Raw genomic sequence first — 13,951 nt, forward strand, 5'->3', positions numbered from 1 at the left:
CCTATTCCTGCAAAATCGTCTGCCGATTCTTCCAGAAACATGAAAGTCTGTCTTGATGTAAATGCTTACATAATTGAAGCGGCCCCACCCAAGAGGCCGATCAGCATGATGATAAAAGCGACTACGGACAATACGGCTCTAAGCAGACCTTTTGTCTTGCTGCGGGCGAAGGTAATCAAAAATACGGAGAGTCCCATTATTAATATAGCAATCAGTGACAGCCACATTTTTGTCATTGGATCCATAGTCATTATGCCTCCATCCTGCTATGTTTAATTGCGATTATTATAGCATGAACACCGGTATGTGAAACCTATAAACTCCTAACAGGGATTAAAAAAAGAGCAAGCTCCGCAGAATCAGGGCTGATTCCGGATCTTTGCTCTTTTTGCTCCGCGAAGTGAGGTTATTTTTTCAGCATCATTTTCATTAATGACTCCATTGTACCGGAGGTTGCACCGCCCTTTTTGACAGCACTGATAATCTCCTGCACAGTTGCCTCGCTAACCGGCACCTTCGCCATTGCTGACACCTGCTTGATTAACTGGCGGAGCTGGGCTTCGTTCTGCGTGGTTCCCGGCTTGACTGTGCTTGCCAGCTTTTGTACGGCACCGGGTGTAATTTTCTTGCCTGTCTTTTTGTTGATGGCGTTCAAGGCGTCCTTGGAAAAGTCTCTGCTCACTATTCATCCCTCCTCCGTCAATCCCCAATACAACATATGAGGATGACGGGTAAAAGGTGAACAATGCTCAGGAATGCCACTGCTCCCAGGTTTCCTGGGAGATCGCCTCCATCTCTGTTTTGCGGTCCCGGCCCATCAGTGCTTCAACAGCGTTGCGCGGTGTTCTGTCCTTAAATAGCACATGATAAATCTGGTCGGTAATCGGCATCTGCACACCCAAATCCAGCGAGATGGCATAGGCTGCCTCTGTCGTGCGTATTCCTTCTACAACCATCCCCATGGAATCCAGGACCTCTGCCAGCGGCTTACCCTTGCCTAACAAAGAGCCTGCACGCCAGTTGCGGCTGTGCTGGCTGGTTGCGGTTACTACGAGGTCACCTAATCCCGCAAGCCCTGAGAAGGTCAGCGGATTGGCGCCAAGCTCAACGCCGACACGCGAAATTTCAGCAAGGCCTCTTGTAAGCAGCGCTGCTTTGGCATTATCCCCGAAGCCCAGGCCGTCCGAAAGTCCTGCGCCGAGAGCAATGATATTCTTAAGCGCACCAGCCAGTTCGACACCTACCTGGTCCCGGTTGGTGTAGACACGGAAATCATTATTAATGAACAGCTCCTGAGCGGCTGCGGCACGGCTGTCATCCCGCGAAGCCACAACGACCGTAGTAGGGCAAAGGCGCACCACTTCCTCGGCATGGCTGGGTCCGGAGAGCACTACAATCTGTTCTTCCCTGCAGCCCAGCTCCTCGGAGATCACCGTGGACATCCGTTTTCTGGACTCCGTCTCAAAGCCTTTGGTCGCATGAATACAGAGCATGTCTTCCTTCCAGAATGCCTTGAGGCTGCGGGCCACCTGGCGCATCCCTGAAGAGGGCGCTACGATAACAACCGCCTTGGAACCCGAGACGGCAGCCTCCATATCCGTAGTGGCGATAATATTATCTGCCAGAGTAATGCCGGGCAGGTAATGTTCATTCGTATGAGATTCATTAATCTCGGCGGCTTGTTCGGGCTTGCGCGTCCATAGATAAACCTGCGGGTGGTTAGCCGCCAGTACAGATGCCAGCGCAGTTCCCCAGCTGCCTGCGACCAGTACGGTTACTTTATCAGACAACGCGGTTCCCCTCCTTGACCTTGGAGCCGATTTTATTCTCTCTTCCCTGGCTGATCTTCACAATGTTGCTGCGGTGCCTCCAGAAAGCGAACACAGCGATAATAAGACTTCCCCACAGCTCAGGCATTGTAAAGTCAGAGAACAGCAGAAAGACAGGTGTCAGTGCCACAAATATCAGAGAGCCGAGCGAGACGTACCGGGTAATAACAATGGACAGTATGGCAATGATGCCCGCGATAAGCGCCGGCCAAAAGACCAGTGTCGCCATTACGCCAATTGTGGTGGCAATGCCTTTACCGCCGCGGAAGCGGAAGTACAGCGGCCAGTTATGGCCGATGATGGCGGCAATACCGCAGGCCACCGCTACCCAGGTCCCCCATCCGCCGGCCCAGGTTCCGAGCCAGACTGCAGCAATTCCCTTCAGTACGTCCAGAACCAGTACCAGAATGGCCGGTCCCTTCCCCATCACACGCAGTGTATTTGTGGCGCCCGCATTACCGCTTCCGTATTGGCGGATGTCAATTCCCTTAAGCAGCCGGACGAGCAATACGCTGAAGCTGACGGAGCCAAGCAAATAGCTTATAACGATAACCAGAAGTTCAAACGCCACAATTCTTCTCCCCTAACCTTCGTTTTCGGATTTGCGCCGGGTAAACAGGCGGATTGGTGTGCCTTCAAAATTGAACGCCGCACGGATCTTGTTCTCCAGATAACGCTCATAGGAGAAGTGCATCAGTGACGGGTCATTGACGAACACCACAATCGTCGGCGGCTTCACGGCAACCTGTGTTACATAATTAATGCGCAGGCGCCGCCCTTTATCCGTTGGCGGAGGATTGATGGCTACAGCATCGGATACCACATCGTTCACGAGGTGGGTGGTAATCCGCAGAGCATGCTGCTGTGCGACATGCTGCACTACCGGCAGCAGCTTCTGCAGGCGCTGCTTCGTGAGTGCGGACAGGAAAACTACCGGAGCATAAGTCATGAACAGGAAATGGTCACGGATCGTATTCTCGAAGTTCTGCATCGTCTTGTCGTCCTTCTCGACGGCATCCCACTTGTTGACTACGAAGATCGACGCTTTACCTGCATCATGGGCATAACCGGCAATATGCTTGTCCTGGTCAATAATGCCCTCCTGGCCATTAATAACGACAAGCACTACATCAGCGCGTTCAATGGCACGCATTGCACGCATTACGCTGTATTTTTCTGTAGATTCATATACCTTCCCGCGCTTGCGCATCCCTGCAGTATCAATCAGCACATACCGCTGCCCGTCCCGTTCAAACGGGGTGTCAATCGCATCACGTGTAGTTCCCGCGACATCGCTGACGATTACGCGTTCTTCACCCAGAATTGCATTTACCAGAGAAGATTTACCTACATTCGGGCGTCCGATCAATGCCACACGAATAACGTCATCATCATATTCCACATCTTCCTTATCCGGAAGGCGCTCCACGACCGCATCCAGCAGATCACCGATTCCGGTCCCGTGGCTGCCGGATATACCGATAGGGTCGCCGATTCCCAGACTGTAGAATTCGTAGATGTCTTCCGCGCGCTTCATATTATCCACTTTATTGATGGCCAGCACGATCGGCTTGCCGGACCGGAACAGAATTTGCGCTACCTCTTCATCTGCATTGGTCAACCCGCTTTTCGCCTCGCACATGAAGATGATAACATCCGCTTCCTCAATAGCCAGCTCTGCCTGAACGCGGATGGACCGGAGAATGAAATCCTCGCCATCCACCTCAATGCCTCCGGTATCAATTACGCTGAAGGATTTGCCGTTCCAATCTGAAATTCCATAGATCCGGTCACGTGTAATTCCCGGTTTATCTTCTACAATGGCCAGCTTGTCACCGATAAGTCTGTTGAAAATCGTTGATTTTCCGACGTTAGGTCTTCCGACAATGGCCACAACAGGTCTTGCCATATTCATTCCTCCTGTCTTTCTTACGTATTTCATCATAGCAAAAAACAATTCAATTGGCTAACCGCATATCACGTAAATGCTGCGGTCAGTAACTGCCGGAAAACACAATCGGCGAACCCCCGTATTGAGGGCTCGCCGATTACTTTACCCGGTATAACTCAAAATATAAGAACAGATCAGCCAAAACGTTCTGCCAGTCTTATATTTCTTGCAGACTTGATTCAGGGATTAGTTGTTACCCTTGAATTTGTCGAGCTTGTCGCCGAAACGTTCAGCCAGCGTGAAGCTGAGGCCTTCGTTGCTGAGCGATACGTTAGGATTGTTCAGCACTTCTTTTGGCGCTCTGTCTCTGTTGCTGCTGCGTTCAGGTCTCGCTGCAGGAGCTGGAGCTTCTTCGGTTTCTTTGATGCTCAGGCTAACGCGTTTCTCGGATGGATTGAAGTCCAGAACCTTCACTTGAACTTCTTGTCCTTCTTTGAGAACTTCGTGCGGAGTGCCGATGTGCTTGTGGGAAATTTGCGAGATGTGCACAAGGCCTTCTACGCCCGGAAGCAGTTCAACGAATGCGCCGAAGTTCACAAGGCGTTTAACTTCGCCTGTTACTACATCGCCGATGTTGATTTTGCCTGCTGCAGAATCCCAAGGACCTGGAGCGGCAGCTTTGATGCTGAGGCTGATTTTGCCTTTTTCCGGATCAACTTTAAGTACTTTAACAGTAACCTTGTCGCCTTCGGAAACAACATCGGATGGCTTCTCAACGTGGTTCCAAGCGATTTCGGATACGTGAACCAGACCGTCAACGCCGCCTACATCAACAAATGCGCCGAATTGGGTCAGGCGTTGTACAGTACCTTCAATGATTTGTCCTTCGGACAGCTCGGACATAATCTTTTGTTTGTTGGCTTCGAATTCTTCTTCCAGAACTTCTTTGGCGGAAAGAATAACCTTGCTGTTCTCGCGGTCAAGTTCTTTCACTTTTACACGCAGTGTGCGGCCTTTGTAGTCGCTGAAATCTTCAACGAAGTGACGTTCTACCATGGATGCAGGGATGAATCCGCGTGCGCCTACATCAGCTACGAGACCGCCCTTAACAACATCAGCCACAGTAACTTCGAAAGCTTCCTGGGAAGCAAAATACTTTTCCAGATCTTCCCATGATTTTTCGCTGTCAATCGCACGTTTGGAAAGAACCAGGCTTTCTTTGTTGTCATTGACGCTTACTACTTTGCATTCCACTTCTTGTCCAACTTCAACCGCTGCAGCAGCGTTGTCCAGCTGTACGGAAGAAAGTTCGCGAATCGGAATCACACCGTCATATTTATATCCAATGCTTACATAAGCTTGGTTATCTTCGATTTTGACGATTGTTCCTTTCACGGTATCGCCTTTTTTCACAGAAATGATTTCCAAACCTTCTTGGCTAGTCACTTCTTCTTCATTACCGGCAGCAGCCACTGCGGATTCCACAGCTTCTGTTGCTTCTACGGTTTCGTTGTTCTCAACATTACCCGCAGCTTCCTGATTTTTGATTTCTTCAGACATGTGATTACCCTCCTCGATTCAAAACCCCATTTATTTAAACCCGCGTAGAGCAGGGTTCAAAACATTCATTACAAAGTTAAGTACACTTGCATGTAAAAATTAGTATGTTCCAAATTATAGCGGTTATGCCGTAAATCATCAGCACCTGCCAAAACCCGTAAGGCTGAGCCGGATTTACCTGGCACTGGGCTTGCCGGTCTTCATCATCTCATGGATCCGCCCCATGATCACATCGGTAACTTCCTCAAGAGATTCACTGCCTGAGCCTTCAAATGAACTGAGATCGATAGGAGCCCCATAAATAACAGTCATCCGCCGGAAAGGCTTGTAAGATCCGACTATAGCGGCAGGAACAACTGCTGCACCGCTGCGGAGCGCAAAACTGGCCGCGCCCTTCTTAGCCACACCGGAATCGGAGTTGCGCGTTCCTTCCGGGAAAATGCCCATAACATGTCCGCCGCGAAGCGTATTAAGGGCCGTTTTGATGGATTCTTTGCTTACGCCGCCGCGTTTGACAGGAAAAGCGCCCAGCTTGTTGATGAGCCAGCCCAGCACCGGAACCTTGAAAAGCTCCGCCTTGGCCATATACTTTACCTGACGTTGCAGTTTGATCCCGATCGTCATCGGATCGAGCAGACTGATGTGGTTGGCGCAGAGCAGTACCCCGCCCTCCTTTGGCACATTCTCTCTTCCCACAATCTTGAGCGGGAACAGGATGGCATAAATCAAGCGAAGCAATCCACGGCAAATTACATAAATCATGAATGATTTCTCTCCCCGTTAACATGAGATCCGCAATGGGCTACAATAGCCTCCACCACCTGATTGATATCCATATGGGTCGTGTCCAGAAGAATAGCATCTTCCGCACGGCGCAGCGGTGAAATCTCCCGTCCTTCATCCAGACGGTCGCGTGCTGCAATATCATGTTCAAGCTGCTGGAGAGTCACTGTTTCCGCATCCTTAAGCTCCTTGTAACGGCGGAGTGCCCGCTCCTCCACAGTTGCTGTCATGAAGATCTTCACTTCAGCATCCGGCAGTACGGTCGTACCGATATCACGGCCGTCCATAACGACTCCCTTGCGGAGCGCCATCTGACGCTGCAAATGGCTGAGCCGTGACCGGACACCCTCGATCTTCGAATACTGCGACACCTGGCCGCTGACCTGAAGACTGCGGATATGCGGGGTTACGTCTTCCCCATTGATCAGCACTTTCTGTACATCCTTCTCCGGAACAAGCTCAATCACCATATCGCGGACCTTACGGCCCACCAGCTCATGATCTTCCGCCGGTATGCCCTTACAGATCATATCCCAGGTAATTGCCCGGTACATGGCCCCTGTATCCACATAAATGTAAGAAAGTCTTTGGGCTACCAATCGGGCTACAGTGCTCTTGCCTGCCCCGGCAGGTCCGTCGATGGCGACGTTAATTCTGTCGTAAGTATGTGTACCCTGCCTATCCAACGGGGCATTCCTCCTCAAACGCTCTTCCATAAGAAATACGTCATTAAGGCGTATCTCCAGGGACTTGCTGATCTTATCAAGAAAAAAGCAGGCATTGCCTGCGACTTATGAAATTATACCACAGTTTATAACTCAGTGCAAAATTGCAGGGAGCTAAAAGATCATAAAAACTTCACCTGTTGCGGAAATCAAACTGCCTTTCGAAGCAATAACGGATAATTTTTTGCCGTTCCTGGTCCGAGATGGCCGAAAACTTCAGCATGGTAAGGCTGCGTCTGTTCTCCAGCTCCTTGATCCGCACCACTTCACCTTCAAAGTTCGCATGCTCCGTGCTTCCGTTACGGTAGGGCAGCATAATCCAGCAGGACAGCTTGTCTCCCACCTTCACATTAATTTTGCCGTCACTGAGAAAAGAGGTTCCACCGCCCCCGAGGTCATCCGTGCGCACAAGGAAGCGGCCGCCCAGAGCGTCCTTCACAGCCAGTTCAAGATCCGCATTCACCCGGAGAAAGCTGCGGCGCTGTACTTTGAAGATGGAATCCGCGGGAGGTTTGCGCAGACGGACCATCCGGATAACATCCTCTTTGAAGCCGACTACATGAGTACTGAAATAGTTCTTAATGCCGCCGTCCGTCATGAAATAAATCGACAGCTCGTCACCGACAAACAGCTTTTTAAGCCTTCCGTTGCCGACCTGCATGGGAATTTCAATCAGGAAAGCCTCGTCTTCCATATCTGCAATTCTTGCTCTATACTCAATTTCTGCCTCAGCAGCATCACTGGAAGCTATTTGTATGTATAGATACTCGTTGATTTTGGGATACAAACGTGTCACCGCCACAAAGTTATAATAAATTCACAGATGATTATATCACGCCTCTTTACCCCCCGTTAGAAATATTATTGCAAAATAAATAAGAGAAGCGATCCCCATAGGAATGCGCCTCTCTCTGTGCCCCTGCCGGAGCAAGGAGTAACGTCTATTTATCTTGTGCGCCCGAAGAAGTCCTGATTTCTTCCACAGCTTCTTCGTGACCGTCTGCCGCATTCAGATAAATCCGGTACTGTGAACCGTTAATTCTGCCTCCGAATTCATAAGTCAGCAGTTCTACGGCATCTTCGTTTTCAATCCAGGCCAGTCGGTTATACGTTTCTTTAAAGTCCGGATTGAGCTTTTTCCGGGCTTCAGCCAGCGTCAATTCCGGCTTGGGAATCTGACGCTTCTCCTGGTGTTCATGGACATAGTCGCTTGCCTGGAACCCGGTTGGCTCCCCTGTATCCAGTCCTACGCGCACAGTCATTTTTTCCGGATAGATCAGCACCCCGTTCCGGCTGCTTACAAAGGTCAGGTTACCGAGATTGTCGTAACGGTCAGCGCTGACTGCTGTCATACCGGGAAAGCCTTTTTTGTCCAGAAAATCTCCCGCCGCGGCCACAGCCTGCTCCATGGATACTCTGGGCTGGCCAACCTCACGGTTATCGTTGTAGGAGATCAGCAGACCGCCTTTAACTGTAAAATCCATGCTGATCGGGTCTTTATGCTGCGGACTGTTGACGGTTGCGGTAAAGGATGCCCACTCTGTCCCCGTACCATTTTCTCTGATACTCACGTTGGCGTTACTTCCGAGATCAGCATATTTCAGCGCCTTCGCCCGGATTTCTTCAGCCGTTACCGGCTTGCCGCCAAGCATTTTGACAGAACGTTTATCGTAAATGCTGGCCACGGACGGTCCCCAGTCAAGCTCGGGATAGGCTGAAACGCGTTTATCCACCGTTTTGAAGCCGTCGATGATCGTATTGTCCTCCGCCTTTTCCTCTGTCGCAAGTGCCGTCTCCACATCCATCCAGCGCAGCTTGTTGCTGATAACCTTGTTCTGCACATCCTGCAGGTCTTTGGAAATCTCGCCGGAGTTTTTGTAGAGTGCTTTCAGATTTCCCAGCTCAGCTTCAGTCAGCGGCTTTTTGGTGAAATCGCGCACTGCGGCTTTATAAGAGAAGTTGGAGATTTTGGACAGGAACTCTTCCGTTTTGCTGAAGGGAAGCAGCGTAAGCGGCAGCTGGTTGATTTCATTCTGGGCTTCACTGGTAAGCCGCCACACATTCACGAGTCCCTTCCGGTGCATCCCGTCTGATGCGGAATGTACTGCAAGCGTATTTCCCAGCTCCCCGTGCAGACGCTCCACATGATAAGAGAGATCATGGAACGCACGCTGATACTGGTTTTCCGCCTTGATAAGAATCGAGTTTTTCTCCTGGTTTTCCTGATATCCCCACACCAGCGCACCCACCAGCAGCAGGGCGGTCAGCGGGAACATTATGGCACTTAATCTTTTGTACATAGGGCTGCAAGACTCCTTTCGGTAGCTTATTGCCGTTAGTTTGACAATAACTGTGAAGTCTTATGCACCAGCTGCTCTTTTTGAAAAAGAGAATACTTCCCAACCGTTTCAACACCGCTCTTCAATCTCAAACCCGCTGCTGCTGTTGCAAAGGCATTTCTTGAATCCGGTCTGGACTACACCCTGCTCCTTGCTTCCTCTCAATATGTAACTCTCGCCGCACTGTTTGCACAGGATTCTGACTTTTACACGCAAAAAAAGACACCTCGCTCCTCTCTGGAATTGTCCGCATACGGAACTATCCGGGTAAGATTAAGTGTGTCCATCTCTACTAGAGGTTAACCTCTTCTTCACGCTTTAAAAACCGGAATGGCGAGCGGCTGTTCGCTCTTGCCACCTTTCCCATGCCTCCATACCACAGCACGGCCATTAAAGGAACAATGAACCAGATCCAGTAGTTAGCGGTTGTACTGAGTATAAAATCATAGATTCCATGCCACAGCCATGGCAGCAGCAGCGACACAAGCAGAATGCCCCGTGTCCGGTTGCCCTTCATAAACTTGGCCCTGCCCATGTGATAGCCCATGATTACCCCGAACATCGCATGGCCGGATACCGGAAGCAGCGCCCGGATAAACATTGAACCGAGTGAAGCTTGGCTGTACCAGGCATACATTAGATTTTCTATTGTTGCAAAGCCGAGCGAAATTGCCACAGCGTATAGTATTCCATCATATGGCTCGTCAAATTCGGTATGATTGTAGATCATATGGTACAGCACAAACCACTTCAGACACTCCTCCACACCGGAAGAGATCAGAAATGAATCGATATAAGGACCGCTGTCAAGCCCCAGTGTAAGTCCTCTTTGAATAATCATTACCGGAAAAACAATCAGCAGCCCGAGCAGAAACACCTTAAGCACCATGTGGAGCGGTTCCTGGTCATACTTGTCTTTCAGATAGAAAAAAGTCAGCAGCGCAAGTCCCGGTGCTACTGCCGACGAAATGACCGATAACAAAAGCACCGAATAACCTCCCCGCCCTATTAACCCAGTTCTTCTCTATGCAGCCTGGGGCCGGTAGCCCGGCCCCAGCAGCCAATGACCTTATTTACTCCTGGCGCTTGAAATGTGTGCAGAGAGTCTGAACAGCATTCTCCGGCATTACGGACTTGCCGTATTCCTCCAGAACAGCTTCGGTTACCGAAGAGGAATCGCCGAATTCAGACAATACGGCCACAAGGCCGGATAAAGCTGTCTCGGATTCTTCGAAGTCCTTCGGATCGAAGTAAAGGTACCATTTATCATTATAAGAATACAGTTTCCCCTGAGAAGTAATATTGCCGATGAGTACATGTGCCGCTTCAACCAGAACTTCAAAATCGCGGAATGCATACACAATGGAGTCGCTTTGTTCCAGAGTAACTTCCATTTCATAAATCTCTTCAGGCAATTCTTCTTCCCCGGACGCACCGTACTGATGGTGATCATATTTCCCCCGGGTCACAATTACGACCATACCTTGCGCGGGCATTGCGAACACTTCCACGGCAAGCGGACCGGTTGCGTCAAAACCAAGTTCACTGTACGCCTGGTCCATCATCTCCGTGAACAGGTCATGCACCTTGGGAACTTCCTGCCACATATCTTCCTTCTGGATGCCCCGCTCGCTCAGGTCGTCAAAAGTGAGGAAAATCCGTATCTTATCTTGACTTAATCGCTCTATTCTCATGACAGGATCCTCCTTTTGCAAGCTCATTTAATATTAATGTATGATGAGTCCCGAGTAATGAGCCAAAAATGGTTACTATGTATGTATGTTATCATTTTGCAGCGACAAATGCACGTAAATAAATATATTAAATCACCCAATTGCCCGGGACTTGAAGAAAAAAGAATCATTTTGCGGATGGAATCATCCCCAAAATGATTCTGCGGCTGTGCTTTGCGGTTACAAACCGGGTATTGATGTGTGTGTTTCCTTCAGCACTTTCTCTACTTCAAGCTTTACGTCCGGATTGCTGCGGATGAAGTCCTTGAGCAGATTGAGATTGGATTCTTTGGATTGAAGCGAAGACTCGGTCTTGTGCACAGTACCTGTACCTGCGGCATGCGAGCCGTTGTCACTTGCACCGGATGCTGAAGTGCTGCCGAACCCGGTCATGGCCATATCCAGAATTTTTTCCTTCGCTTTTTCACCCGCTCCCTGCAACGAGCCTCCGGATGAAGACAGTGAAGACAGCATACCGCTGCGTTTCTTGGACATGATCATGCTTGCGGCTGCACCCAGCACCACTCCGCATAAAAATGACGAAGTATTCATATCTCTAACCTCCTTGTATGATAAAATCAAGCTTAGTGTTCGCGGAAAGATTCACACTCATACAGTCCTGCAACAAGAAAGTGAGATGAAAAAAGTGGTTAAAGCGACATCCTTGCTGCTGCTTGCGGCCGTTTTGCTGACAGCCTGCAGCAGCGGAGATAACGGAAGCACAGAGCAAAGCAGCCCGCAGCCGACGGCGGCGGCAACACAAGAGGCAGCAGCGCCAGCATCATCAGAGCCGCAGGAAACTGCGGGAACAACTGCAAGTCCATCGCCTGAGCCGGCTTCTGCGGCTTCAGCAAGTCCCGGCACCGGCAGCACAGCAGGCGTAGAAGCACCTGCAGCCACAGGCACCCCGGCTCCAGGCGGACAAGCCTCCGCAGAAGAAGTACCGGTGCTGTATCATATGAACAAAAATTATGATATTGTCCCGAATGAGGAAGGGACGGACAAAAAGGTCGTCCTGCTGACCTTCGATGACGGCCCGAAGGAAGCCGGGCTGATCCATTCCTTAATGGACACACTGGACAAGCATCAGGCAAAGGCTATTTTCTTTATCAACGGCTACCGTGTGCAGGAGCATCCGGAACTGCTGGAGCTGCTCCATTCCCGCGGCGGCATCATCGGCAACCACAGCTGGGATCATATTGTCCTGAAGGACAAATCCTATACGGAAGTGAAGAAGCAGCTTGAGGACGTCCAGAACATTGTCAAGGAGGTTACCGGCGAAGCTCCGCAGTTCTTCCGCCCTCCGCATGGCGCAGGCGGCGATGTAGGCAAAAAGGTGGCCGCAGAGAACGGAATGCTGTACATGACGTGGTCCGTAGGATCACTGGACTGGGAAATGAAAGAGAAGGATACCGGCAAAACCGAAACGCTGATCAAGAATGTGACCGACCAGCTGCATTCCGGCAGCAATATTCTGATGCATGAGCTTCCGTGGACTGCGGAAGCCCTCGATCAACTGCTGACTACACTGGAAGGCAAAGGCTACAGCTTTGTTGATCCCCGCAGCATCGAGCTGGAAATGCGCTGATCAGCTCTTTAAATGTAACAAGAGGCTGTCCCATAAGTAGATATTCTACTGGTAGTGACAGGCTCATTCTCTTCTCAAAAGTCTAAAATTGAAGCAGAGCAGCGATTCTCCGGTTATTGGAGAATCGCTGCTCTGCGTTTTTGGTCATTTGCAGCTTGTTTCAATAGATTATGGGCAAGCGAAAGCCAACCGATCTCAAGCGTCACTTTTTCCATGCCGCGAAGCAGAAAACGCCGGAAGCCCCGGTTGTTCTTCAGTTGTCCAAATACACTTTCCGGTTCCGTCATTCGACGTACAGCCAAGAGGTACCCCTCCTCGCTTTGCAGTCGTTCCTGAGCTTGCTTCTGGTACCGTAAGCGCTCCAAGCTCACCACGACTTCCCGATTTCCACTTGCCTTTGTACAGCTTTCTTTTAGCAGACATCCTTCGCAGCTCTGACTTCGGTAATGACGTTTTCGGATTTCATATCCACTTGCTAAGATTTCGGTGCTCTCTTTGCGGAAATGCAGCGTCTGTCCGGCCACGCATGTCCAGTGTTCCTTTGTTTCGTCGTACGTCCAGTTCTCTATCTTTCCCGCATTTGTTTTCCATGCTTTGCTCTTTTCCTTGTGGTAGCTACCGTACTTCACCACCGCCTGCATCTCTTCCTTTTCCAGATAGGCGTAGTTTTCCTCGCTGCCGTAACCTGCATCCGCATTGACCGTCTTTGGCCGTTTTCCGAGGAGTTGTTGCGCTTTTTCCATATGCGGCTGTAAACAGCGGAAGTAGGTCGGTCTTTGGTGTAGGCTGTAGGCTAAAATAAATTGGTTTTCGGTCCCGATTTGCACATTGTATCCCGGTTTCAACTGGCCATTTCGCATGTGGTCTTCTTTCATCCGCATAAACGTTGCATCTGGATCGGTCTTGCTGAAACTGTTCCGGTCACCAAGCAGCTTTTGGTATTGTTCGTACTTCAGCAGCCGGGAAGCAAATCCTTACGCAGCTTCCGGAATGCTTATAAACTGCTTTGCCCCAAACAAAGGTGTAGCGGTTGGCATTGGCCTCCATCTTGGTGCCATCCACAAAGTAATGCTCCAGGGACACGTAATTTTCGTCAACCAGAAACTGAAGCACGGCGGTAAATACCATTTCCAGAACACTCCTCATCCGCTGGGAACGGAAGCGATTAAGGGTGCGGAAGCCGGGACGTTGCCGTCCGGCCAGCCACATGAAAGGGATGTTCTCTCGCAAGGCTTTAGCGATTTGACGAGACGAATAGATCCGCTGAGTATAAGCGTAAATAATGACTTTGGTAAGCATCTTAGGGTGGTAGGTGTCGCGGCCACCGCCGGGATAGGCCGCGTCAAAGATGGCATCGTCCAGCCGCTCTACGGCAGCATTCACGACACGAGCAAGGTGGTTGCCCTGGAATATCTTCTTCCAGATCCATTGGCAAGCAAAGTCGGTCCATGGTATATTGAATGTACAAAAGAAACCTCTCCTTTAAAATGGTTGTGTGGTAAC

14 protein-coding genes and 1 pseudogene are annotated in these 13,951 nt (G+C 50.2%); 1 reads left to right on the forward strand and 14 read right to left on the reverse strand.

What is annotated here, in order from left to right:
• Positions 1-65: 65 nt before the first annotated feature.
• From C2I18_RS01980 to C2I18_RS02040, 13 genes are all read right to left on the reverse strand, one after another.
• Complete coding sequence (locus tag C2I18_RS01980; RefSeq protein WP_249899622.1) at positions 66-245, reverse strand: DUF2768 family protein; 180 nt, start codon at positions 243-245, stop codon at positions 66-68.
• A 161-nt stretch (positions 246-406) separates the two neighbouring features.
• Positions 407-682 (reverse strand): stage VI sporulation protein F, encoded by a 276-nt coding sequence (locus C2I18_RS01985; protein WP_249899623.1) that lies wholly within the window; start codon positions 680-682, stop codon positions 407-409.
• A 67-nt stretch (positions 683-749) separates the two neighbouring features.
• The gene (locus C2I18_RS01990; RefSeq protein WP_249899624.1) at positions 750-1,790 is read right to left on the reverse strand and encodes an NAD(P)H-dependent glycerol-3-phosphate dehydrogenase; all 1,041 of its coding nucleotides are present in this window, start codon (positions 1,788-1,790) and stop codon (positions 750-752) included.
• A complete protein-coding gene (gene plsY / locus C2I18_RS01995) occupies positions 1,783-2,400 on the reverse strand; it encodes a glycerol-3-phosphate 1-O-acyltransferase PlsY (RefSeq protein ID WP_249899625.1) in 618 nt (205 codons plus the stop codon). Before plsY ends, C2I18_RS01990 begins: the two co-directional genes overlap by 8 nt.
• Positions 2,401-2,412: 12 nt before the next feature.
• Positions 2,413-3,738 carry a ribosome biogenesis GTPase Der gene (gene der, locus C2I18_RS02000; RefSeq protein WP_249899626.1) on the reverse strand — a complete coding sequence of 442 codons (1,326 nt, stop codon included), beginning with the start codon at positions 3,736-3,738 and terminating at the stop codon, positions 2,413-2,415.
• 228 nt (positions 3,739-3,966) lie between these two features.
• A complete protein-coding gene (gene rpsA / locus C2I18_RS02005) occupies positions 3,967-5,280 on the reverse strand; it encodes a 30S ribosomal protein S1 (protein ID WP_249899627.1) in 1,314 nt (437 codons plus the stop codon).
• Between the two features lie 174 nt (positions 5,281-5,454).
• Positions 5,455-6,042 carry a lysophospholipid acyltransferase family protein gene (locus tag C2I18_RS02010; RefSeq protein WP_249899628.1) on the reverse strand — a complete coding sequence of 196 codons (588 nt, stop codon included), beginning with the start codon at positions 6,040-6,042 and terminating at the stop codon, positions 5,455-5,457.
• Positions 6,039-6,749: a (d)CMP kinase gene (gene cmk / locus C2I18_RS02015; RefSeq protein ID WP_249899629.1), complete on the reverse strand. Its 711-nt coding sequence runs from the start codon at positions 6,747-6,749 to the stop codon at positions 6,039-6,041. Before cmk ends, C2I18_RS02010 begins: the two co-directional genes overlap by 4 nt.
• A gap of 172 nt (positions 6,750-6,921) precedes the next feature.
• Positions 6,922-7,575 carry a flagellar brake protein gene (locus C2I18_RS02020; RefSeq protein WP_249902320.1) on the reverse strand — a complete coding sequence of 218 codons (654 nt, stop codon included), beginning with the start codon at positions 7,573-7,575 and terminating at the stop codon, positions 6,922-6,924.
• 154 nt (positions 7,576-7,729) lie between these two features.
• On the reverse strand, positions 7,730-9,088 hold the full coding sequence (ypeB, locus tag C2I18_RS02025) for a germination protein YpeB (RefSeq protein WP_249899630.1): 1,359 nt from the start codon (positions 9,086-9,088) through the stop codon (positions 7,730-7,732).
• A 331-nt stretch (positions 9,089-9,419) separates the two neighbouring features.
• Entirely contained in the window at positions 9,420-10,115 is a 696-nt protein-coding gene (gene prsW, locus C2I18_RS02030; protein WP_249899631.1) for a glutamic-type intramembrane protease PrsW, read from the reverse strand.
• 85 nt (positions 10,116-10,200) lie between these two features.
• The gene (locus C2I18_RS02035; protein WP_249899632.1) at positions 10,201-10,821 is read right to left on the reverse strand and encodes a genetic competence negative regulator; all 621 of its coding nucleotides are present in this window, start codon (positions 10,819-10,821) and stop codon (positions 10,201-10,203) included.
• Positions 10,822-11,040: 219 nt separating this feature from the next.
• A complete protein-coding gene (locus tag C2I18_RS02040) occupies positions 11,041-11,412 on the reverse strand; it encodes a hypothetical protein (protein WP_249899633.1) in 372 nt (123 codons plus the stop codon).
• A gap of 85 nt (positions 11,413-11,497) precedes the next feature.
• On the opposite strand from C2I18_RS02040, the gene C2I18_RS02045 reads away from it, so the two are divergent.
• Positions 11,498-12,448 carry a polysaccharide deacetylase family protein gene (locus C2I18_RS02045; protein WP_249899634.1) on the forward strand — a complete coding sequence of 317 codons (951 nt, stop codon included), beginning with the start codon at positions 11,498-11,500 and terminating at the stop codon, positions 12,446-12,448.
• 113 nt (positions 12,449-12,561) lie between these two features.
• Here C2I18_RS02045 and C2I18_RS02050 read toward each other — a convergent pair.
• Positions 12,562-13,916 (reverse strand): annotated as a pseudogene (locus C2I18_RS02050) (transposase).
• Positions 13,917-13,951: the final 35 nt, after the last annotated feature.

It is taken from the genome of Paenibacillus sp. PK3_47, from assembly GCF_023520895.1.
Classification (GTDB): domain Bacteria; phylum Bacillota; class Bacilli; order Paenibacillales; family Paenibacillaceae; genus Paenibacillus_AQ.